Source organism: Pantoea sp. ABR1s (assembly GCF_057812235.1).
This window is the reverse complement of sequence record NZ_JBSZSY010000004.1, coordinates 77,648-98,224: the sequence shown is the minus strand read 5'-3', so window position 1 is coordinate 98,224 and position 20,577 is coordinate 77,648. Positions and strand designations below refer to the sequence as shown.

General features: G+C 50.7%; 18 protein-coding genes and 2 pseudogenes. 6 read left to right on the top strand and 14 right to left on the bottom strand.

The genetic code is table 11. From position 1 onward, the window contains the following. Positions 1-545 precede the first annotated feature (545 nt). The 8 genes and pseudogenes from ACXKZD_RS21620 to ACXKZD_RS21585 all read right to left on the bottom strand — a co-directional run bounded on the left by ACXKZD_RS21620 (position 546) and on the right by ACXKZD_RS21585 (position 6,538). Entirely contained in the window at positions 546-863 is a 318-nt protein-coding gene (locus ACXKZD_RS21620) for a hypothetical protein (protein ID WP_072014621.1), read from the bottom strand. Between the two features lie 124 nt (positions 864-987). After that, a complete protein-coding gene (locus ACXKZD_RS21615) occupies positions 988-1,662 on the bottom strand; it encodes an ATP-dependent Clp protease proteolytic subunit (protein ID WP_033760683.1) in 675 nt (224 codons plus the stop codon). 13 nt (positions 1,663-1,675) lie between these two features. After that, entirely contained in the window at positions 1,676-3,799 is a 2,124-nt protein-coding gene (locus ACXKZD_RS21610; protein WP_033761099.1) for a peptidase domain-containing ABC transporter, read from the bottom strand. Continuing rightward, complete coding sequence (locus ACXKZD_RS21605) at positions 3,786-5,069, bottom strand: HlyD family secretion protein (RefSeq protein WP_033760686.1); 1,284 nt, start codon at positions 5,067-5,069, stop codon at positions 3,786-3,788. The genes ACXKZD_RS21610 and ACXKZD_RS21605 overlap by 14 nt, the downstream gene beginning before the upstream one ends. A 178-nt stretch (positions 5,070-5,247) precedes the next feature. Continuing rightward, the gene (locus ACXKZD_RS21600; protein WP_244638579.1) at positions 5,248-5,565 is read right to left on the bottom strand and encodes a site-specific integrase; all 318 of its coding nucleotides are present in this window, start codon (positions 5,563-5,565) and stop codon (positions 5,248-5,250) included. Positions 5,566-5,635: 70 nt separating this feature from the next. Then, a pseudogene (locus tag ACXKZD_RS21595) lies at positions 5,636-5,797 on the bottom strand (Y-family DNA polymerase); the annotation flags it as partial. A 50-nt stretch (positions 5,798-5,847) separates the two neighbouring features. Further along, positions 5,848-6,078: pseudogene (locus ACXKZD_RS21590) on the bottom strand (putative holin); the annotation flags it as partial. An 85-nt stretch (positions 6,079-6,163) separates the two neighbouring features. Continuing rightward, entirely contained in the window at positions 6,164-6,538 is a 375-nt protein-coding gene (locus ACXKZD_RS21585) for a hypothetical protein (RefSeq protein ID WP_033760692.1), read from the bottom strand. Positions 6,539-6,967: 429 nt separating this feature from the next. Between ACXKZD_RS21585 and ACXKZD_RS21580 the strand changes: the two genes are divergently transcribed. Together ACXKZD_RS21580 and ACXKZD_RS21575 are read left to right on the top strand one after the other, a co-directional pair. Then, complete coding sequence (locus tag ACXKZD_RS21580) at positions 6,968-7,636, top strand: hypothetical protein (RefSeq protein ID WP_033760696.1); 669 nt, start codon at positions 6,968-6,970, stop codon at positions 7,634-7,636. Positions 7,637-8,062: 426 nt separating this feature from the next. After that, entirely contained in the window at positions 8,063-8,524 is a 462-nt protein-coding gene (locus ACXKZD_RS21575) for a hypothetical protein (RefSeq protein ID WP_139016401.1), read from the top strand. 65 nt (positions 8,525-8,589) lie between these two features. Here ACXKZD_RS21575 and ACXKZD_RS21570 read toward each other — a convergent pair whose 3' ends face one another. Both ACXKZD_RS21570 and pdxR read right to left on the bottom strand, forming a co-directional pair. Beyond that, positions 8,590-9,966: a glycoside hydrolase family 10-like protein gene (locus ACXKZD_RS21570; RefSeq protein ID WP_488982315.1), complete on the bottom strand. Its 1,377-nt coding sequence runs from the start codon at positions 9,964-9,966 to the stop codon at positions 8,590-8,592. Positions 9,967-10,063: 97 nt separating this feature from the next. Next, the gene (pdxR, locus tag ACXKZD_RS21565; protein WP_192034427.1) at positions 10,064-11,554 is read right to left on the bottom strand and encodes a MocR-like pyridoxine biosynthesis transcription factor PdxR; all 1,491 of its coding nucleotides are present in this window, start codon (positions 11,552-11,554) and stop codon (positions 10,064-10,066) included. A gap of 110 nt (positions 11,555-11,664) precedes the next feature. Here pdxR and gabT point away from each other — a divergent pair, with 110 nt between their 5' ends. Both gabT and gabP read left to right on the top strand, forming a co-directional pair. Next, positions 11,665-12,951 (top strand): 4-aminobutyrate--2-oxoglutarate transaminase, encoded by a 1,287-nt coding sequence (gene gabT, locus ACXKZD_RS21560; protein ID WP_033760699.1) that lies wholly within the window; start codon positions 11,665-11,667, stop codon positions 12,949-12,951. 76 nt (positions 12,952-13,027) lie between these two features. Beyond that, on the top strand, positions 13,028-14,443 hold the full coding sequence (gene gabP / locus ACXKZD_RS21555) for a GABA permease (RefSeq protein ID WP_488982314.1): 1,416 nt from the start codon (positions 13,028-13,030) through the stop codon (positions 14,441-14,443). Positions 14,444-14,759: 316 nt separating this feature from the next. Here the strand turns inward: gabP and ACXKZD_RS21550 are convergent, their stop codons facing one another. The 3 genes from ACXKZD_RS21550 to ACXKZD_RS21540 form a co-directional block, all read right to left on the bottom strand. Then, on the bottom strand, positions 14,760-15,062 hold the full coding sequence (locus ACXKZD_RS21550) for a type 1 fimbrial protein (protein WP_488982313.1): 303 nt from the start codon (positions 15,060-15,062) through the stop codon (positions 14,760-14,762). Positions 15,063-15,549: 487 nt separating this feature from the next. Then, positions 15,550-15,969: a bleomycin resistance protein gene (locus ACXKZD_RS21545; RefSeq protein WP_287061084.1), complete on the bottom strand. Its 420-nt coding sequence runs from the start codon at positions 15,967-15,969 to the stop codon at positions 15,550-15,552. Between the two features lie 38 nt (positions 15,970-16,007). After that, positions 16,008-16,889, bottom strand: coding sequence for a LysR family transcriptional regulator (locus ACXKZD_RS21540; RefSeq protein WP_488982312.1), 882 nt, complete (start codon positions 16,887-16,889; stop codon positions 16,008-16,010). A gap of 146 nt (positions 16,890-17,035) precedes the next feature. Here ACXKZD_RS21540 and ACXKZD_RS21535 point away from each other — a divergent pair, with 146 nt between their 5' ends. Next, the gene (locus ACXKZD_RS21535) at positions 17,036-17,887 is read left to right on the top strand and encodes a Vmh family MBL fold metallo-hydrolase (RefSeq protein WP_187495386.1); all 852 of its coding nucleotides are present in this window, start codon (positions 17,036-17,038) and stop codon (positions 17,885-17,887) included. A 90-nt stretch (positions 17,888-17,977) separates the two neighbouring features. Here the strand turns inward: ACXKZD_RS21535 and ACXKZD_RS21530 are convergent, their stop codons facing one another. Continuing rightward, positions 17,978-18,649, bottom strand: a complete 672-nt coding sequence (locus tag ACXKZD_RS21530) for a hypothetical protein (RefSeq protein ID WP_033760716.1) — start codon at positions 18,647-18,649, stop codon at positions 17,978-17,980. Between the two features lie 685 nt (positions 18,650-19,334). Here ACXKZD_RS21530 and ACXKZD_RS21525 point away from each other — a divergent pair. After that, entirely contained in the window at positions 19,335-20,549 is a 1,215-nt protein-coding gene (locus tag ACXKZD_RS21525) for a DUF4236 domain-containing protein (RefSeq protein WP_488982353.1), read from the top strand. The last annotated feature ends 28 nt before the right edge of the window (positions 20,550-20,577 follow it).

The following is a 20,577-nucleotide window of genomic DNA, read 5'->3' as shown; positions in this document are numbered from 1 at the left end:
ATGAGTGGTGAGAAGTCTTAAGATTGACTGCTAGCAGACTTACATTAAGTTGTTCAGATTTCGCGCTGCCAAAGGGTATAATTTTTAGTGATAAAAAAAGGAGCTTTTCCTTCTTAAATATTTTATATCCGGTATGGTAAGGAACGGTAAATTCTTTCGGGTTAGAGCGACCTGCCGACATATGTTTAGGATCACTATGCAGAAAAAACTCTAAGTACCATCAGAAAGATGGCTGATATCGTATTATATGCGGAGTGTTAAAGTTATCAGCTTAACGTTTTACGGACTGACTCACTTTTTGGAAATCGTGGAAGAAGAAATAATGTGATTACAACCCCTATAAACTGAATAGCATCCGGGTTCACCGCAACATGGGGTATAACAAAATTATTAACAATGAAAACTCCCCCACAGATAATTAGTACGCACTGTAAAAAATAAATTGTTAACGATCTTAATTTCATGATGATTAAAGCCTCGACACTGAAGATGATATAGAAAAGATATCCCCTCAGGGATATCTTCAAAAATTTATAAAGGTCAAATCACCAGTGACACTGTCCGTTAACACTGTTAGCGTTATGATCGCCGCCGAAATTACCACCGCCATTCTGACTTCCACGATCAGGCGCGCAGGCAATCGCCGTCCCTACTCCAGCAACAACCGCACCTACCACTACAGATGCAGGCGTACCACCCAAAGCACCCCGCATTCCACCGATAATTGCAGATACACCGGCGCGGTTTGCACAGGTGGCGGGGGCAGAACCCCTGTGATTTGAGCTTCCACCTTCATAACCTGAGTTTGCATTCCCGCCTGCTACGAAGCTGAGTTCTCTTACTGATAATTCACGAATTGCCATTTCAAAACTCCTTTTCACATGGATAAAACGAAAATAAATCATTTTAAAGCTATGTAAATATCCATCTGTTCAGCGTCAATTAAAAGTAAATATATGTAACCAGATAATAATAAATCCTCTTGAGTTAATCATCTGTTACATAATATGACACCGGAGCAACAGGGAGTTTTGAAATCTGCGCGGTTGCCAGGTGGCGGGAAAGGGCTTCTTTTGCGGATAGATACAGTCGGTCACCGTCGCTGTCCAGGGGACGGTTTAGCTCTTCACTGGTAAGGTTTGAACACTTTGCATAAATGCGACGAAACAGGCTGTTATAGGTACTGATAAAATCCTGGGATGTTCTGATTTTGGCAGGGGTCACATCATGCTCATCAAGTGTGTCCATTTGTGCCGGATGAATAATGAAAACCGCATTGTCTGCGACCTCCCTTTTTTCTGCAGCACAAAAAGGGATTGTCGCCGCTGATACAACGGCTGAGAGGTTAACCGTGGTAACGGGAATCTGAGAGCTCTTTATTGCATAATACATTGACAGCGCTGCATCCATATCCCCACCGTCGCTGCTGAAACTGATCGTCAGATCCTTTGCATTGACATAGCGCTGGTTAATTTCATCGAGGACAGACATAAAAGCAGCCGATTTTTTCTGAGTAATATTTCCGCTAAAGTGAACTTTTACCTGCTGAACGTCCTTATACATGGTGTTGTCTGCCATCTGGTAAGTATTTGCAAAAACACCCGATGTAAACAAAAGCGTTAAGGCCAGAATCACTAATGATATTAATGGTTTATTACTCATTTCCTTCCCCTGACTAATGATGCGAAGTTAAATCCTTGATATTCAACACCCTGTCTGCTGAAGCTATCGTAGTAGCACGGTGCGCAATTATGATACGGGTCATGCCTAGAGATGAAATAGCTTTGTTTATTAGTGACTCATTTAACTCGTCGAGATGACTTGTTGCCTCGTCCATAAACAGAATGCATGGCTTCCGGTAAAGTGCTCTTGCGATGAAAATCCTTTGCCGCTGCCCTCCGGATAGACCTTCCCCCAGTTCTCCGGTTAGCGTCTCATAACCCATCGGCATACTGGCAATATCATCATGAATGTGAGCAGCCTGCGCGCAGCGGGTCATCCATTCGTCATCAGGAGTTTCACTGAAACCCGTGATGTTATCTCTCAAGGATCCCGCCAGCAGCCGGTCTTCCTGCAGGATACAGGCCACCGAATGCCGGTAACGCTGTAGCCCTGACTTATGTATGTCCCGTCCGCCAGCCAGTACACGTCCATCCGTGGGTGGGGTCAGTCCACACAGAATCTTCATAAGTGTACTTTTTCCACATCCTGACGGCCCGGTGAGGGCGATGCTTTCGCCCTCGCGAATCGTCAGGTTGAGTCCGGTAAACACTGGCGATGCGCCTTCATCATATGTAAATGTAAGATCTTCTGCTATCAGCGACAGTGCGCCTTGTCTTACTGGGGACGGACGTCTTTCTTCATCCGGTTCGGGCTCACTTAAGGCAATGTCAGCTATACGATCACTGTGAACGGTCAGCATGCGTAACTGCAAAAAAAGGCCGGTGAGCGAAAGTATGCGGTCTGAAAAAAGCCCCCGGAAAGCGCTGAAAGCTACAAAGGCACCGACCGTCATCTGATGATCGATAACTGCCGAAATACCGAGCCAGAGTATCAGTACGTTATCAACCGCACCGATAAACGCGCTAATCACCGTGAACAGCATGTCAAATTTTGCCAGGCTGAACGCGGTATTGATACTGCTTGCTACCTGACTGAGCCACGTTTTACGCCTCTGCTCTTCCAGCCCCTGAGCACGTATGGTCGCAATGGCAAACAACGTTTCAGTAAATCCTGATGCGGTGCGGGCATTTTTGACCAGCAATTCTTCCGAAGTCTGTCGGTAAATCTGGTAGGTACCAAGCCTCATCAGGACATATATAAGAGTTATGCTCACTACAACCGCGGCCAGCCATCCGCCGTAAAGGATAAGAAGTAACAGCGCCCCTGCGGCCATAATGGTATCCGTAAGTGCGCCGGTAATGCTGTGCGTAAAGGTCGTGCGAACGGCATCCAGAGAGCCGAACCGCGACTGTATGTCACCGGTGTAACGCTTTTCAAACCACACAAGAGGCAGACGAAGCAGATGACGGAATAGTCCGTCTTTCCACTGCATGTCAGTCAGTGTATTCATTATGAGTGACGTGCGGTTTCGAAGCACACCGATCCCGGCCTGCAGCAGTGTCAGAAGCAGTAGGCTCAGGCAGATAAGCATCAGCAGACCGCGATCGCTTGCAGGAACAGCATGGTCCATGACCATTTGTGTCCCTACTGGCAGCAGAAGGCTGATAAATTCAGTAATTAGCGACAAGCAGAATACAATAGCCAGAGAAGAGCGCAGGCCAGTTATGCTTCTTGCAAGTGTCCTGATCTCAAGGCGATGGCGCTGTTTATACGGTGTGAAGCCAGCATCCGGCCAGAGTTCAAGAGCTACACCGGTAAAATGTTCCGCCAGTTCGCGTGGGCTGATTGTTCTCCGCCCGGCAGCCGGATCGTGAATAATGTACGCACGTTTCGTCACACGTACCAGAATCACAAAATGGCTGAAGTCCCAGTGCAGAATACAGGGTAACCGTATCTGGGGAAGGTCTTCGGTATCAAGGGACAGAGGCCGGGTCGCGAGGCCACTGCGAGAGGCGATGCTCATCACATCAGTCAGTGTTGATCCTCTCGACGAAATAGCAAACTGTTGACGGAGCGACAGCAGGTCAGTGTTGCTGCCATACCAGTTAAGCATCATTGCAAGACAGGCCAGACCGCATTCGGAAGATTCTGTCTGCAGAATTAACGGGAAACGGCGTCTGAAGTTTAAATTTATACCTTCAACGGACAACGGTGCTTCACCTTCATTTCTGCTCATCATCTGGCCCCCGGGTAGTGTCCTTCAGGTCATAAAACGGTGATAGAGCCCACTCATATAGCCGCCTTTTCTCAAGATAAAGAATCGTGGAGGCTTTCATGCCGTTTTCGGCTGGAATGATTTTGCCCTGCCAGCTGAAATGCGCGGAGTCAGGCAGAACAATAACCCTGTACCAGGTCCGGGGATTGAGAGGTTCATATCCCGGCGCAGAGGGATAGGTGGACATTTCCTGCGGAGTCGCAGGAGTTGTGCCAACAGAAATGATATGGCCAGGAAAAAGACCAAACTTTTCAGAAGGGAATGCATCGTAACGGATATTGACCTTTTCTCCCGCATGCAGGAAAGGGACTGCACTGTCCGGTACCCAGATAACCAGCTCATAACGAGTTACATTGCCCGGAATGAGCTGCATCAATGCATCGCCGGGTCGCGTGATTTGCCCCTCTGCGGTGCTGACCGAGTCTATCTTCCCTGCTGCAGGCGCTGTCACAACCTGAGAGCCTGCAGCTTCTACGTCCGTATATTGCCGGATGAGATCACTGCGTTGTATTTCTGTCTGATAAATCTGATTGTCAAAATCACTGGCCTGGGTCCGGATATTGCCTTCAAGCGTCATTATCTGTAGGGCGTTCTGTTCATTCTGCGTAATCAGACTTAACAGGTTATTTTGCTGCTGATAATAAAGCGCGGTCTGGTTAGTAAGCTGGTCCTGATTGATGAGACCACGCCGTTGATAGTCACGATAGCTGTCCATACCTTTTTTCATAAGCGCCAGACCCTGCCGTGCCTGATTGACTATATCTGTCGAATGCTGAAGCGCCTCCTCATACCTTTTCTTTTCTGCGTTCAGCGTATCAAGTGTAATTTTCCTGTTTTCCTTCAATCGGGAGATAATATGGGCAAGCGTAGTTATCTGAGACTTGATAGTTTCACGCTGGCGTTCGCTTACGCCTCCAGAGATTGTGGTCCGGCTGACATTGAGTTCCGCGAGCGCCTGACCTTTACTGACGCTCTGGCCGGGCGTGACATTAAGTCTGACTATGAAACCCTGCTCGACAGAAAACAGCGTGATGGCGCGGGGAACAGAAACCAGTTCTCCATATGCGCTTACACGGCGGGTATAAGTGCCGAATAAAAGCAAACCCAGCATACAGAGAAAAAAGAGAGCACAGAATCCGTACACAAGAGGTGGAGAAAGAGGGGGGATAAGAACCGCTTTACCTTCCCAGCGCCGGTTGCGGTAGTCAACAGCTTCCTTTCTGAAAAGCATTCTGTAGGTCATCCATAATTAAAATACCCAAAGACAAACATAATTCACACAAAGCATAAATAAAACAAAATACTCAGATGAATTTTAATAAATTACAGCTCTTAAAACAGATCGATGAGTCAGTACGCAGTCTGTTCAGTAGAAGCCGATCACGCGGCGTTGAGGCGCCAGATGACATCTACAACAGCGGATTGACGGTACAGAGATCCAGATACATCAGAACGTCGTACCAGAGATGGATCGCAGAAAGGCGGAGCTGGAGAGTGGCGCTGGACGCGGGAAAAGGCATGCCGGGTAGCTGAGGGCTGATGTAAGCCGCCAGGTCTTCAAACCGGGCATTTTCAGGTTCAATGCTGTTCTGGCTGCAGAACGCAAAATAATGGCTGAGGGCACTGCGGTAGGCGGAGAGTGTAGCCTGGGCCCGGCCCAGGTCGGACAACAGTTTCAGCCAGCGCTCCGCCAGTACCAGAACGTCCTCATTTGGTGGAATCATCATGGTGTTTACCTCTGACAGCAGCATTACTGCTCAAAGTTTACCCAGCCAATGTTGCATTCCACTTAACTTAGTAAAGCTCATAGTTGGAGCTGAACACATGCACGCCATTCTCCCGGAAGAAGCGCTCATTTTTAAAAAGCGGAGCAGCCATTTTGATACCCATGCGCTTTGCCTTTGCAGAGCGCGCGATGACGCAGCCGTCATTATTCGACACAACGACTGACCTGCTGCCAGGGCATCCAAACGTTTTTCACGATATTCGAGATAGTCCTCTACTTTGTCAGCAACAAAACCTGCGCCATAAATGCCAGCCGCATAACCGAACAGGAAATACCCGAATATCTGTCGCCTCGTCAGATCACTGGCGGTGACGATAAAACACATCGACCCAGCAAACGCTCCAAACGCAATTGAATAATCTACAGAGGTGATAAACGCCACCAGCGCAGACGTGACAATGCCCCAGCCAGCTACCGTTCCCACAGTAGCACTGGTGCTCAATGGCTCAGCCATTATTTCTTCCTCTGTTTTTTAGAGTGCCTTTAGATACAAAAAAGGCCCGCCGTAGCGAGCCTAAATCTGGTTAATAGGTTAAATATCAGTGTTCCTGGTTCAGGATTTTTAAAACATTTTTGATGCAAATCGGTGTCATTCTCTCTTTAAAAAAGCTTCTGGCTTCGTCATAGGGAGTAGTCATCTCACCCACCATTTTCCTGAAGCTCTTGGCACCCTCAGTAGATACTTTCACAAAGTCAGCCTTATCTATCGAATATTCAGACAAGGAATGCCCTGCTGCATTAAAAGCAGTAAGTTCACCATATACGATTTCAAATACATCCGTATCGGTTGAACCGGCTCTATCCGTTATACGCCATTCCATCTCACATAAATCTTCAGCTGACTGCCGCTGATTATTTACCACGGCATAAGATGGCGCCGTTAGCAGCATAAAAAGAGTACAAATGAACTTCATTCTTCCTCCGTGAAAAGATGAATACTACCTTCATGTTTTATTAAAACTGAATGTAAGCTATTAGGGAGCAATCTGAGGGTGTTTCCAGTAAAGAAACCTCTCACTGGCGGATTACATTGTCTCGATATAGAGTGCAGGCATTATATAAAATATGAGCTAAACATGCCCTTTTTTGTTGCAGTTTGCAAGATCATTTGTTCTTGTTGCACTACTTGCAGCAAGTAATATAACTTTACCACCTGACAATGCCTTACAGTCCTGTGCCCAAATCTATCTACTCATCATTGCTATCCAGAAAAAGGGGCAAAAAAGCCTTCTGTTCCCATGTTTAACAATTGATAGTATCGATTATATTCAAGTAAATGCACGGCAAGGGCCATGCCTGTAAGGTCTTTGCATCGATAATTTTTTAATCGTAAGGATAGGGATATGCAAAAACTTTTAATATTAACTGTATTTGCTTTGTTAACAGGATGTACCTCGCCAAAATATAACTACAGCCCAACAACAGAAAATATTAGTGAACCCCCTAAAGGTTCGATTAACACAGCATACGTTGGTGATTCCCTGTTGCGCCAGGGTGTTGCGTCACGGTATGAAGGGCTGAAGGTTACTGCACCGGCTAAGGTCTCCTGGGCCTACACCGTTACGCCTGGCTATCTGAAGAAAGTTGGCGAAGATGCCAAAAATGAGTTTTATCTGCCAACAGGCACGCCTGATTCTGCAAACGTTGATAAGGCCGCAATAGCTGATATGTGGCAAGGTATAATGGCAAAAAAGAACACAAGAACACTGTGTGTGATTACTGTTTTCTCAGCCTCCATCTGTGAGGACAACATGCCATTCGAGCACACTACTTTGAATGTCAGCTCTGAAAACAGCTTCCAGCAAACCCTGCTCTATAATGGCCGTGTCGGAGACAAAATTAACATTGGATACCGCGAGTCCTCTGGAAACATGGCGCGTCCCGCATTCAATAACGAGGTCGAATACGACCTATCAGAATCCAAAACAATTGGCTACAAAGGCGCTCGAATTGAGGTCATTGAGGCCACAAACCAGAGCATCAAGTACAGGGTGTTGAGTAACTTTAATTAACCTGAGCAGAAGCCCACTCCGTTGGGCTTATGCTCAAATTATGCTATTCATCCAGCGCGCTGATGTATTTCTCCAGAGCGACATGGAGAGATGTTTCATCCAACGCACTTACCATCACTTTTAATGCCTGCCAGTGAGATGCAAATAAGCCGCTAAGTTTATTGCAACACGCCTAGCCGTGAGAATATCAGAGATTGTAATATTGCATACCATAATTACTGGAAAAATAAAAAGCTTTAAGTTAATAAATAAAAAAGTGAGTAAAACGATTAAAAAAGAATTGATCGATCGGTTACCCTCAATTAATACCCTTCATAACTTAATCGAATGAATATATTTTAAATTATTTACCTGAGAGTCATAATTAATTAATAAACCACTTATTCAATAAGCTTTAAAAAGAGGTTTAAATGGCTGGATTCAATTATGGCAGGCAAGGCGACGGCACAGGATGGAGTTCCGAGAGAGGCGGTCCTGCACCAGGGGGTGGGTAGCACTGGAAATGCAGGGAACCGTGACAATTCAGGTTTTTCAGGTGGCAGTGGTGGTAAAAATAATCCTCAGCTTCCATCATATTCGGTAACTTCAAAAGATGTTGGTGACGCTGCTGCCAAAACTTACGGTATGCAGCCAGGCCTGTATTTTGGATATATGGTCGATGATTATGGAAATGTGATTGGGCAGTTCGAAGTGGGTATAGATGATGCAAACGGCCAAGATCCTGGCCCTCTATCAGCTCCTGGAAAGAATGGCGGCATGCATAAAGAAGCGCCTTTACAGGGGCCAGGTCGCTGTTACTGGTTTTTTTGGCGATTCCCAGCTGTCGCGGGAATACCCGGAATAGCTGGGAATCGAAAGAAAACATTTGGAAAAGAGCCTGTTATATAGCGCAAGAATAGCAGCAAGTCACAAGGAAAAACTTAACCGCACTGGTCATGCTGTCGCGGCGTTTCTCAGCCTCCCCAGCGGCTTTTAAGATAGCTTACCGCCTGCTGAGTCTGCGGCTGATTCAGATAGTTCTCTCTGAACAGAATCGTGCCATCAATATTGGGGTTCGATTCATTAAGGTCGAGCTGCCTTTTCAGCTCCGGTACGCCGCCCTGCTGTGTCCAGTCAGGCTCAACTTTTGACGGCTCGCCCACTTTATAGAGAGCAAGGCCGATGTAGAGCCGGGTTTTAGTCGGTTTCACGACCTCTGCCCACCAGTTTGCCAGCACATCGTATCGGGCCGCCTGACGGGAAAATGGCCAGTAGAGCTGAGGTGCAATGTAATCCAGCAAGCCCTGCTGCACCCAGCGGCGGGTATCGGCAAAAGCTTCATCATACGCCTCCGCTCCGCGGGTATCGGAACCGGCAGGATCATGCGACAGATTACGCCAGACGCCCGCCGGGCTGACACCAAACTCCACGTCCGGCTTCAGTTGTTTGATGGTACGTGACACCTGCTCAATCAGCTGCTGAGTATTGTGACGCCGCCAGTCCGCTTTGCTGGCAAACCCCTGACCGTAGCGGCTGAAGGTCTGATTATCGTTGAGCAGTGAACCGGCAGATTCCGCATAGAAGTAGTCATCGAACTGCACACCGTCGATGGGATAACGCGCCACCACCTCGGCCACAATACTGGTGATCCAGTCACGCGCCTCAGGGATACCCGGATCGAGCACATAGCGATCGCCTGCAGTGCGGATCCAGTCGCGATGCAGCACAAAAACGCTGGCCGGGTGCAGTGACAGCGTGCGGTTCAGTTCGCTGACGGTAGATGATTTAGTGTTTACCGACACCCGGTAAGGGTTGAACCAGGCATGGACTTTGATACCGCGCTTATGCGCCTCATCCAGCATAAACTGCAGCGGATCATAGCCCGGATCTTCACCAATTTTTCCTGTCAGCATATCTGACCACGGGAGGATTTTTGAGGGCCAGAGCGCCGTGGCATCAGGCTTCACCTGAAAAAACACCGTGTTGATGCCCAGGCTTTTCAGCTTATCCAGCTTGTCGATCAGCGATTGCTGCTGCTGGCGGATACGCTGCGCCGGATTGGTGCCATTCACCGAGGCAACCGGCGGCCAGTCAAGACGTGAAACCGTGGCTAACCAGACGCCCCGCATCGGTTCCTGCGCATGAGGTTGTGCTGGCTTGCCGGGCGTCGGTAACGGCTGTTTCGTCACGGGCGGAAAAGGTGTGACCAGCGATTTCGGCGGCTCGGATGCGCAACTGACCAGCAACAACGCGGCAGCCAGCGCGGCGCCTCGCTTAATAGCCGCACGGGCCGGTGCAGTAAAGGGTTTAAAGGCGATGATAGACTCCGGTATTGTCTGGTCGGGGCGCAAAGAGGAGTATTCTCGGTGACTCTGATTAAATGTCAATGCGTTAGCACAGAGGCGGCAGTAAAACCGCCCTCCTTCAAAAAAAGCGCCCCTGAACCCGCTAGCGCTGCGGAGTGAATACCATTCCGGCGGACGCTAGACAGGCTTTAAGTGTGCCAAACGCATCCTGACACTGCCGCTCATTGACGCAGGCGTAACCCAGCAGCAATCCGCGCACCTCCTGAGGGTGCATATAATATTGCGAAAGTGGCCGTACTTTGACGCCGCGCTTTAGCGCCTCCGCGGCTATCGCCACGTCATCCGCGCCTGCTGGCAGCGGGATCACCAGATGCAGCCCCGCTTCATGATTGAATGCCGGTAAAAAGGCTGGCCCCAGATAGCGCTCGATCAGCCTGCAGAGAAACTGCCGCCGCTGGCGGTAAAGCAGGCGCATCCGGCGGATATGCTCCATGTAATGGCCCAGCCGGATAAACTCCGCCAGCGCACGCTGAATCAGCAGGTGTCCGCCGCGATAGAGCTCTGCCGCGGCGATGCGCAACGGCTGTGCCAGCGGTTTCGGCACCACCATGTAGCCAATGCGCAGCGCGGGATAGAGCGTTTTGCTGAACGTTCCCATGTAAATGACCGGCGCATCCGCTTCCAGCCCCTGCAGTGAGGGATGAGGCTGGCCGGAAAAACGAAATTCGCTGTCGTAGTCATCTTCCACAATCCAGCTCTGATGGCGTCGAGCCAGAGAGAGCAATGCCTGACGTCGGGCCAGGCTCAGATGCACACCCAGCGGATATTGATGAGAGGGCGTCACAAACACCATCTTTGGTGCCGGGCCGCTGTCCGGCACCAGTCCCTGCTCATCCACGGGCATCGCCCGAATCTTCAGGCCATTCATGCGCAGCAGATTGCGCGTTCCCCAGTAGCCTGGCTCCTCCATCCAGACTCGATCGCCAGGATCGCACAACACCCGCGTCACCAGATCAACCGCCTGATGAACCCCTTCGGTGATCAGGATCTGGTCAGCATCGGCCCGCACTGAGCGGGCCACCCGCAGATAATCCACCAGCGCATGGCGCAGATCGGGACAGCCACCGCCGCTGCTGTAGACCAGGCGGTGAACGTCAGGTTCGCGATTCAGACGCGCCTGAATCTGACTAAACAGCTTATGGGGGAATTCGGTCACATCCGGCGCGCCAGGGACAAACGCGCCCCACTGGTAAGGCGATGCTGTAGCATGCCCCAGCAGACTGGCGCCACGCTTCGACAGCGTTGCCGGTCGTTGCGCCTTTACCGCCTGAAGGTCAGCAATTGCATCACTCTGCAGAGAGTTTTCCGGCAGCGTCTCTGCAATCCAGGTGCCGCTGCCGGTCCGCGCGGTGACATAGCCCTGCGCCATCAGGCTCTCATAAACATGCATAACCGTGTTTCGCGACACGCCCAGTTCGCGCGCCAGATCGCGGGTTGGCGGTAAACGGCTTCCGCGCGGAAACACCTCTTCAGCGATCGCGGCCTGCATGCAGTTCAGCAGCCGCTGATGTAATGAGCCAGTTCTTAAAAACTGTAACCGCGCTAATAGATGATCTGCGTATAAGAGTCGCAATTGGCTCCACCTTTCCTCTGACAATTGGCTCTGGCAACTCACCACGCCTCAGGCATAAATAAACGTGTTTGTCGGGAATTGTAAACACGCATATTAACGAGGTGGAATAAATGAGCGAAAAAAATAACCTGTTGCAGCAGCGCAAAGCACAGGCTCTCCCCAAAGGTATCGGTACGCTGTGCGACTGGTACGTTGCCCGGGCAGAGAACGCCACCTTATGGGATCAGGAGGGTAATAGCTGGATCGACTTCGCGGGCGGCATCGCGGTACTGAACACCGGCCACCGCCATCCACGCATTGAACAGGCGATTGCCGATCAATTAACAAAGTTTACCCATACGGCTTTCCAGATCACCCCTTACGAAAGCTACATCGCACTGGCCGAGCGTATTAATCAGCGGGTTCCCATCGCCGGTGCGGCGAAAACGGCCTTCTTCACCACCGGGGCGGAAGCGGTAGAAAATGCCGTAAAAGTGGCGCGTGCCTATACCCGCCGTCACGGCATCATCACCTTTGGTAACGCATTCCATGGCCGCACCTTTATGACCATGGCGATGACCGGAAAAGTGGCGCCTTACAAACGGGATTTCGGCCCGATGCCGCCGTCAGTCTTCCATGCACGCTATCCCAGCGCGGTTCAGGGGATCAGCATCGAGGCGGCACTGACCAGCCTTGAAGAAATTTTTACGCAGGACATTGCGCCCCATGACGTCGCCGCGATCGTGCTGGAGCCGGTGCAGGGCGAAGGTGGATTCCATGCGGCACCTGCAGAGTTTATGGTGCAGTTGCGGGAGCTGGCTGACCGTCACGGCATTCTGCTGATTGCGGATGAAGTCCAGAGTGGATTTGCGCGTACCGGCAAGCTGTTTGCCATGGAACACTACCCGGTGAAGGCCGATATCATCACCATGGCGAAAAGCCTGGCAGGCGGGATGCCGCTCTCCGCGGTCGCCGGTCGTGCAGAGGTGATGGATGCACCTGCACCAGGTGGGCTGGGCGGAACCTATGCCGGAAACCCGCTGGCTATCGCCTCGGCCCATGCGGTGCTGGATGTTATAGAAGAGGAGCAGCTCTGCCAGCGCGCCGTTGATCTCGGTGCCCGGCTTGAAGCAGAACTCCAGGAACATCAACGCAAACATCCGGACATTGCTGAAGTGCGTGCGCTGGGTTCGATGGTGGCGATGGAGTTCTATCAGGCCAGCACCGCGCAGGCGGTTCAGAAGATGGCGATGGAACAGGGCTTGCTGCTGCTGACCTGCGGAGCCAAAGGCAACGTCATCCGCTTCCTCTACCCGCTCACCATTCCGGATGCCCAGTTCAGCCAGGCGCTGACCATTCTCTCCACGGTGATCGATCACTGTGTCGCACCCGCCGGACATCCCGTCGTCCCGGCCTGATTTCGCTGACGCGTTAACGCAAGTTCATCCCCGTTCGTCCGGCCATCCAGGCCGGACGTCGACAGGAGACGTTTACATGACGATGACTCAGAGTGCGAATGCAGATTCGCTGGCTCAAAACCTGAAACCGCGCCACGTGCGTATGCTCTCAATTGCGGGCGTGATTGGCGCCGGGCTGTTTGTTGGCTCCGGCCATGCTATTTCTGAAGCGGGCCCCGCGGTGTTGATCTCTTATGCCGCCGCCGGTGCGCTGGTGGTCCTGATTATGCGGATGCTGGCCGAGATGGCCGTCGCCTCACCCGATTCAGGCTCGTTCTCAACCTACGCCGATAAAGCGTTGGGACGCTGGGCCGGATTTACCATCGGCTGGCTCTACTGGTGGTTCTGGGTGCTGGTGATCCCGCTGGAAGCCAATGCGGCGGGAACCATTCTTCATGCATGGTTCCCCGATGTCGCCATCTGGCAGTTCACGTTTGCTATCACCCTGTTGCTGACCATTACTAATCTGCTCAGCGTGAAAAATTATGGTGAGTTTGAGTTCTGGTTTGCATTAATCAAGGTCGTTGCCATCATCCTGTTCCTGGGCGTGGCAGGTGCGGCAGTGTTTGGTGTGCTGCCTGACAGCAATACCAGCGGCCTGTCGCATCTCTATGACACTCACGGATTTATGCCGAATGGTATCGGCGCGGTAGTGGCTGCCATCCTGACCACCATGTTCTCTTTTATGGGCACAGAAATTGTCACGATTGCCGCCGCAGAGTCGAAGAATCCCGGCAAGCAGATTACTCAGGCAACTAACTCCGTCATCTGGCGTATTGCGCTGTTCTATCTGCTGTCGATTTTCTTTGTAGTGGCGCTGGTGCCGTGGAATGCGCCCGGACTGGTTAAACAGGGTTCATGGCAGACGGTGTTACAGGCGATGAACATCCCGCACGCCCGACTGATTGTCGATCTGGTGGTGCTGATGGCGGTGTGTAGTTGTCTTAACTCTGCACTTTATACCTCTTCGCGCATGCTCTACTCTCTGTCACGCCGCAAAGATGCACCGGCGGCTGCCTCACGTACCAATCGCAGCGGCACGCCGTGGATTGCTGTGCTGCTCTCTACCGCGGCTGCATTTCTGGCGGTGATCGCCAATTATCTGGCGCCCAGCGTGGTGTTTGAATTTTTACTGGCCACATCGGGAGCGATTGCACTGCTGGTCTATCTGGTGATCGCTGCGTCCCACCTGGTGCTGCGTAAAAAGCGCGAGAAAGCGGGTGAAGTCCTGAGTTACCGGATGTGGTTATTTCCTGGCCTGACGTGGGTCACTATCCTGTTTATCGTCACGGTGCTGGTAATCATGTTGTTTGATGCGAAACATCAGGCTGAATTACTGGCAACCGGCGGTTTGACGCTGCTGATTATTACCACCAGCCTTGTGCTGCGTCGTAAAAAGGAGAAGCGTCAGAACACGAAATATTTTACTCAGCGCTCTTCTGACTCTTACTGATCTTCACGCAAGCTTTTTGTAAATTAAACCCACCTTTGACAGCAAAGGTGGGTTTTGTCTGCATATCAACAGATGCAACGTGTGTTAACCCTCAATTATGCAGGGGTTTAATAAGATGCGCACATTATCTGATGATCAATCCGGTAAACTGAATTCCCCGATGCTGACTTAAAAATTTCAAAAAAGATACTTCACTGGTTCTTAGTGACTTAATGATAAACCCTGTATTGGCTATGGGTTTATATCTTTAGGTTCTATGTCACCGTTGCTGCTAAGGCATTGCACTGTCGTTCAGAATAAAACCTCAAGAGAAGCGTTAAAGATAGGTAACGTAAAGTATCCCTTTGCTTTTTTCAGGATTAAACCAGTGCATTTTTACTTCCAGGGGTAATTTGGTCAGCAATTCGGGATTCATCAGGTCAGCAGTAGTGACCACAGCCTTACCACTGGCGGGATCATAACAGTCAAACACGACAGGATTTTGTCCGACATTCATATTACATGAACCATTAGTAATGGCTCCGCTGAAGGTGAGCATGCCTGAATTTGAATCCGCAATAACCGGTCCGGCCAGGGCAATCAGCAACGTGCTAATGCAGACAGATAAAAAAGATTTCATTGTGCGTCCTCCTGAGTATGTATCACCTGTTATCGGCTCACATTCCCAAAGATTAAGTGCTGAGTGCACGAATAAATGTAAATATACGAACGCTTAGCCCAATGAAATCCCTTAAAAAACTTTTGTTAAGAATAATCCTAATCCAGCCAGCTAACGAGAGTGTAGACCATCGCTGGATAAATTTTCTTTCTTACATTCATTTTTTTATTATGGCCTTGTAGCAGCAAATCATGGCCGCCTGTGACTTAATGACGCTTTGCAATAGTTAACACGCTATGCATAGCGCCTTCCGTTAGTGGAAAAGGTCATGATTAAAGTGACGGTGGTAAACAGCAGGTAACTCTTCGCGCTTTAGATGACTTCACTACGCTGCTATTAAAGGCTTCCGTTGATCATGATTGAACAGTCAATATAAAATATCCGAAGAGAATGTTTATTTTACTCAAGCCATTCTCCTGCTGATTAATATTGCCAAAACACGTTCAGCTTATTCCAGATACTGGCTGAAACGCAGCAGATAACCATCGGGGTCCTGCACCAGAAACTCCCGCTGACAGGCGGTGGTCTCGCCGATGTCATAGTGGTTGTCCCGAAGCGGCCGATAGAGCGGAACAGCATGCTGCTGCAAACGCGTCAGCACAGCCTGAACATCATCGACTTCAATCTGGAAATTAATACCTCGCCCCAGCGGCCAGCGCAGATCGGCTATGTTCCAGCCCTGCGGATGGAACTGCTCAATCATCAATTGCACCTCTCCATAGCAGAGGTAAGCAAAATCAGGCTGCTGGCGCTGAATTCTCACACTGAAACCCAGCACCACGGTGTAAAAATGCAGCGAAGCGGCAAAGTCAGTGACGGTCAGTTCTGGCACCATAGGGTTCCAGTAAAGGGTTTGATTATCACTCATAGTAAGGTTCCATGTTGATCGGTTACTCGCCCCTCTGATCACCGGTTCTGAATTCTGCTTTGCAGCTCATCCAGCATCAGCCGCAGTGCGGCAGACTGGTGCTCACGCGACAGGTAAAGCCCCCATATGCCAATACGTTGCGGCTCATAATCGGGCAGTAATTTTACCAGCTTCCCTGCTTCCAGTGCGTGGCGAGCCTCCTGCTCAGGCACCATCGCTATCCCGCAATGCGCTATCGCCGCGTCACACAACAGTGAAGAGATACCCGCACTGAAATTTCCTTTGACGGCAACCGCGATTTTCTCCCCGCCAGCCGCCGTAAAATGCCAGCTCTGTCCGGCAAAGCGACTGTAGTAGAGGCAGTTATGCTGAGCCAGATCGTCCGGGGTTTCCGGGTTACCCAGCGCCTTGAGATACTCAGGTGAGGCGCAGAGGACCGAGTGACATTCGCCAAGACGGCGTGCGATCGCCCCCGGCTCTGGCGAGTCGGTGATGCGAATAGCGAGATCGATACGCTCACCAATCAGGCTTACTGGCTGATTGTTAATTTCCAGCTCGATGCGCAGTGCCGGATAACGCGCCAGAAAATCGGGGATCACCGGGCCGACAAGATGAAGAGCCGTAAAGTGGGCGCAGGCGATGCGAAGCGTTCCGGCCGGGACGCCCTGGGTGGTTTCCTGCTGGATCGCCTCTGAGAGCAGGGCCAGCTGACGGGTTTTTTGCAGGATCGCCTCTCCGGCAGGTGTAAGGGTCAGCTGGCGAGAAGAGCGATGCAGCAGACGCGTTCCCGCCCACTTTTCCATCTCCTCCAGATAACGGCTAACCATCGGGCGGGAGATCCCCAGCGATCGTGAGGCGGCACTCAGGCTGCCCAGTTCACATATCCGGTTGAAAACGGCTGCCGCCGTGACTCTGTCCATCCACTCCACCTGTTCGGATTATGAAACTCAGCATCTCTGATTGCGGCAATTCTAACAGATAGCCAGTTGCGTAGAATAGCGCCACTGATACTGAACATCGCCCGTTACGCCTGCCTGAGTAGGGCATTTATCTCTGAGGATCCTCAATGAAAACTACGCTGTTACCTGTGATGCTGGTGCTGGCCTCGGCCTCCACCAGCGCGGCCACCCTGCAACTGCAAACCTATAATCCGCAGGAAAAGGGCATCTTTGCCGTCTCCTCAACGCTGGTTAGTGGGCCAACCGAAGCGATTCTGTTTGATGCCCAGTTCAGCACCCAGGACGGTGAAAAACTGGCAGAGATGATTAAAAAGAGCGGAAAAACGTTAAAGGAAATTGTGATCACTTCTGGCGATCCCGATTTCTACTTTGGTCTGGAGCCAATTGTTAAAGCCTGGCCGGACGTGAAGGTGGTTGCCGCGCCGGCGGTGGTGAAGCATATCCAGCAGACGCATGACGCCAAGCTGAAATACTGGGGTCCACAGATGAAGCAGGGCGCGCCGGATAAGGTGTTTGTGCCTGAAGTAACCCATCAGACCCGCTTTAGCGTCGACGGCGAGGTGCTGGAGCTGCGTCATCCGGAGCAATACGCCGCTTATATCTGGATCCCGTCTGCGAGCACCATTCTGGGCGGTACCGCCCTCTCCTCTGGCATTCATGTCTGGACGGCTGACACTCAGACCGTTCAGAGCCGCGCTGAATGGCGTCATATCCTGACCGAAATGCAGACGCTGAACGCGAAGAACGTGATTCCGGGTCACTATCTCGGTGCCCGTCCGGCCGGTTCACAGGCGGTGGATTTCACCCTGAATTATCTGAAGAGTTTTGAGGCGGCGCTGGCGCAACATAAAACCTCAGCGCAGGTGATTACCGCCATGAAAGCCGCCTGGCCGAAACTGGCAGAACCAGCTTCACTTGAACTCAGCGCCAAAGTCAATACCGGCGAGATGAAGTGGTAAATCCCGCTGAGAGGTCAGCTGACTACCGGGTTTGCAACGTTTAAGCAGACCCGGCTGAACCCATTGACCTGATCTAAAGATGCCCGGGCGCTATCTTTTAGCCAGATAGCGCCTGTCATCGCGCGCCTGCAACCGCGCCTCCGCTGGTGAGGGGAAGATATAGTGAAACAGATCGCGGTAAAAACTCAGGTGCTTCAGCAATCCTTCCTGTATGGATCTACTGATGTCTTTGATCAGAAATTCCTGAGTGGTGCTGAAGTTGGTCACGCTAAAAAAGGTTTTGTCATAGACGTTGACCACACCTTCCCATTTCATCACCTGCTCTTCCGGGGAAGCCCCTTCTGAGGCGACAAATATCCCTTTATGGGATTTCACACCCTGCTTGCTGATATAGGTAGTTAACGCATCATAGCCGCGCTTGTTACGCCAGCGGCAGAATTCGTAGGGCACATCATAATGGGGCAGCACAAAATCCGGACTACGAAAATGTTCATCACCAATTAACCCATCCAGCGTAACCGTGAAATGCAGAAAGTCCTGCAGGAAGTCGAACTGGCGGGTTTTAGTCAGTGTGACATTAATGGTGTAGTGACCTGCATGCACATACCAGTAATTGGTAAAGCCGGTGACCAGAATACAGAACGCCTGCCAGTCACTGAGTCTTCGATCCCCCGCCAGCCCCCTGAAACGGCTGATCATCATCCGTGATTTGGGATGCTGATACGCTTTCAGCAGCGGATCGTTCATACCTTTCAGTAACATCAGGCACACTCCTTGATAGATTGCGCTTATCCTGCCACGCCCTGATCAGGGTGAAAAGTGTCGTTGGTCTGAATGTGACCCCCTTAAGATTGGGCGGGAGGCGTGAACTTATGAGGCGAATTGGGGAAACGGGTGCGCCTGGAGACCTTATAACTCTTAAGTGTGATTTTGCCCTTCTGAAGCTCCCTAAGCTCCTGCACACTTGTCATCACTTCACTGAAAATATCGCGTTCAGTCATGTCTTAACCCTTTTTTGATCACGTTCAGTGCGGTCGCCAAGGCATCACGCTGCTGCTTCGTCAGATCGTCGCGTTGATCTTTATCACAGATAGTAAAGAGAATTTGAGGGCCAATGGAACGAAAACGTATGTTAGTAAAGTAACTGGCTGATAAACACTCACATAATAGACATGAAAAATACCCTATAAATGATTTTTAGATCGTGAAATGGCACTTAATAGGCATTGATGTCTACTAATCGATTTTTTATACGATTATTTTTCTCTTATCGTACATTTCCGTTCAATTGGCCCTCGACCCCAGTTATCAGCACGGCCGCTTCTCTACCGGACAACCCCCAAGAAGAGTGCAGGCACGACCTCAAGAAAATATTTATTCGACTACCGAAGACACTTATGACATAAAAATATACTCTTCCAATACTTATAAACTTATGGTCAGGGAAATGGGACTAAGATTTCGAAAATCAATAAGTATAATGCCGGGAGTCAGGCTAAACCTCAGTGGTTCAGGTGCGAGCATGAGCGTGGGGCCGCGAGGTGCATCTGTGTCGTTCGGTAAGAGAGGAACATACGCAAACTTTGGTCTGCCAGGCACCGGCCTTAGCTACCGGACACGGCTGGACCGGGCCAGTTCTTCAAGCAGACAGAGAGCACTTCAAGCCGAAGCAAATGGACACCTGCGTGATGAACTTGAGAGGGAAGTCGAGGCGTTAAACAGCGCGGTGGAGGCCATCATTAATATCCATTTGCTGACGCCTGATCCCAGAAACGGGCATACATACTCTGAGTTACTTCATCATTACCGTAAACTGGCACTTAAGCCATACGCAGTACCCGCCCCCATGCGCCCGGATAAACCCGTCCCGTTAGCTGAACCTACACAGCCTGGTGATGATCATGGCCGTGGTTTCATTGGCCGGATGTTCGAATCTGCAGACGCACGTCAGGAACGACAGCGTCTGAATCTGGAAAGATGGCAACGTGAAGTCGAAATGTGCCAGCAGGAAAATGCGCTAACCCTGAAGCGATACCAGACGGCTCGCCAGCTCTGGGCAGAACAATACTCGCACTGGCAGTATGACGCTGCAGAACACGATAAAAAGATTCAGCATGCAGCTAGTGATATCGACCGCTGTTTTGACGCCGACAGCGGGTATTTCGAATCCTTACTGACTGAGGTACTACAGGCAACTGACTGGCCCCGTGAAACGTTAGTGGCCTTCCAGGTTGAACCAGAACGCTCTGCCATCCTGATAGAAGTCGACTGCCCGGAAGTTGAAGATATGCCTACTTCGACGGTTCGGTTAAACGCAAAGGGAACGGAGATTCTGGAAAAGGAAATTTCACAGAAGGCAGTCAGGGAAAGATACGCGCTACACGTTCACGGCATACTGATGCGAGTAGCCGGTATGGCATTCTGTGCCCTTCCCTTTGAGAAGGTAGTTATTAGCGGCTTCACACAGCGCATAAGCAAGCAAAGTGGTTTTCTGGAAGATGAGTATATTGTTTCTGCAAGGATCAACCGACGGGATTTTGAGGGGTTGAATTTCAGCAATTTGGATTACGTCAACCCGGTAGAGGCTTTTGAGCGCTTCGAAGTACAAAGACGCATGAGCTCAACATACCTCTTCCAGCCCATCACGCCATTCAGTGCTTAATAAAAACCGGCCTCATGGCCGGTTATGC

What these genes read in the sequence shown, in the direction of transcription:
- ACXKZD_RS21535 (WP_187495386.1), top strand. Translation starts at nt 17,036, where the DNA reads ATGAAAACTACGCTGTTACCTGTGATGCTGGTGCTGGCCTCGGCCTCC.
- ACXKZD_RS21615 (WP_033760683.1), bottom strand. Translation starts at nt 1,662, where the DNA reads ATGAGTAATAAACCATTAATATCATTAGTGATTCTGGCCTTAACGCTT.
- ACXKZD_RS21605 (WP_033760686.1), bottom strand. Translation starts at nt 5,069, where the DNA reads ATGCTTTTCAGAAAGGAAGCTGTTGACTACCGCAACCGGCGCTGGGAA.
- ACXKZD_RS21610 (WP_033761099.1), bottom strand. Translation starts at nt 3,799, where the DNA reads ATGAGCAGAAATGAAGGTGAAGCACCGTTGTCCGTTGAAGGTATAAAT.
- ACXKZD_RS21540 (WP_488982312.1), bottom strand. Translation starts at nt 16,889, where the DNA reads ATGGACAGAGTCACGGCGGCAGCCGTTTTCAACCGGATATGTGAACTG.
- ACXKZD_RS21550 (WP_488982313.1), bottom strand. Translation starts at nt 15,062, where the DNA reads ATGAAATCTTTTTTATCTGTCTGCATTAGCACGTTGCTGATTGCCCTG.
- ACXKZD_RS21530 (WP_033760716.1), bottom strand. Translation starts at nt 18,649, where the DNA reads ATGTTACTGAAAGGTATGAACGATCCGCTGCTGAAAGCGTATCAGCAT.
- ACXKZD_RS21545 (WP_287061084.1), bottom strand. Translation starts at nt 15,969, where the DNA reads ATGAGTGATAATCAAACCCTTTACTGGAACCCTATGGTGCCAGAACTG.
- ACXKZD_RS21575 (WP_139016401.1), top strand. Translation starts at nt 8,063, where the DNA reads ATGGCAGGCAAGGCGACGGCACAGGATGGAGTTCCGAGAGAGGCGGTC.
- ACXKZD_RS21600 (WP_244638579.1), bottom strand. Translation starts at nt 5,565, where the DNA reads ATGATGATTCCACCAAATGAGGACGTTCTGGTACTGGCGGAGCGCTGG.
- ACXKZD_RS21525 (WP_488982353.1), top strand. Translation starts at nt 19,335, where the DNA reads ATGGGACTAAGATTTCGAAAATCAATAAGTATAATGCCGGGAGTCAGG.
- gabT (WP_033760699.1), top strand. Translation starts at nt 11,665, where the DNA reads ATGAGCGAAAAAAATAACCTGTTGCAGCAGCGCAAAGCACAGGCTCTC.
- ACXKZD_RS21585 (WP_033760692.1), bottom strand. Translation starts at nt 6,538, where the DNA reads ATGAAGTTCATTTGTACTCTTTTTATGCTGCTAACGGCGCCATCTTAT.
- gabP (WP_488982314.1), top strand. Translation starts at nt 13,028, where the DNA reads ATGACGATGACTCAGAGTGCGAATGCAGATTCGCTGGCTCAAAACCTG.
- ACXKZD_RS21620 (WP_072014621.1), bottom strand. Translation starts at nt 863, where the DNA reads ATGGCAATTCGTGAATTATCAGTAAGAGAACTCAGCTTCGTAGCAGGC.
- ACXKZD_RS21580 (WP_033760696.1), top strand. Translation starts at nt 6,968, where the DNA reads ATGCAAAAACTTTTAATATTAACTGTATTTGCTTTGTTAACAGGATGT.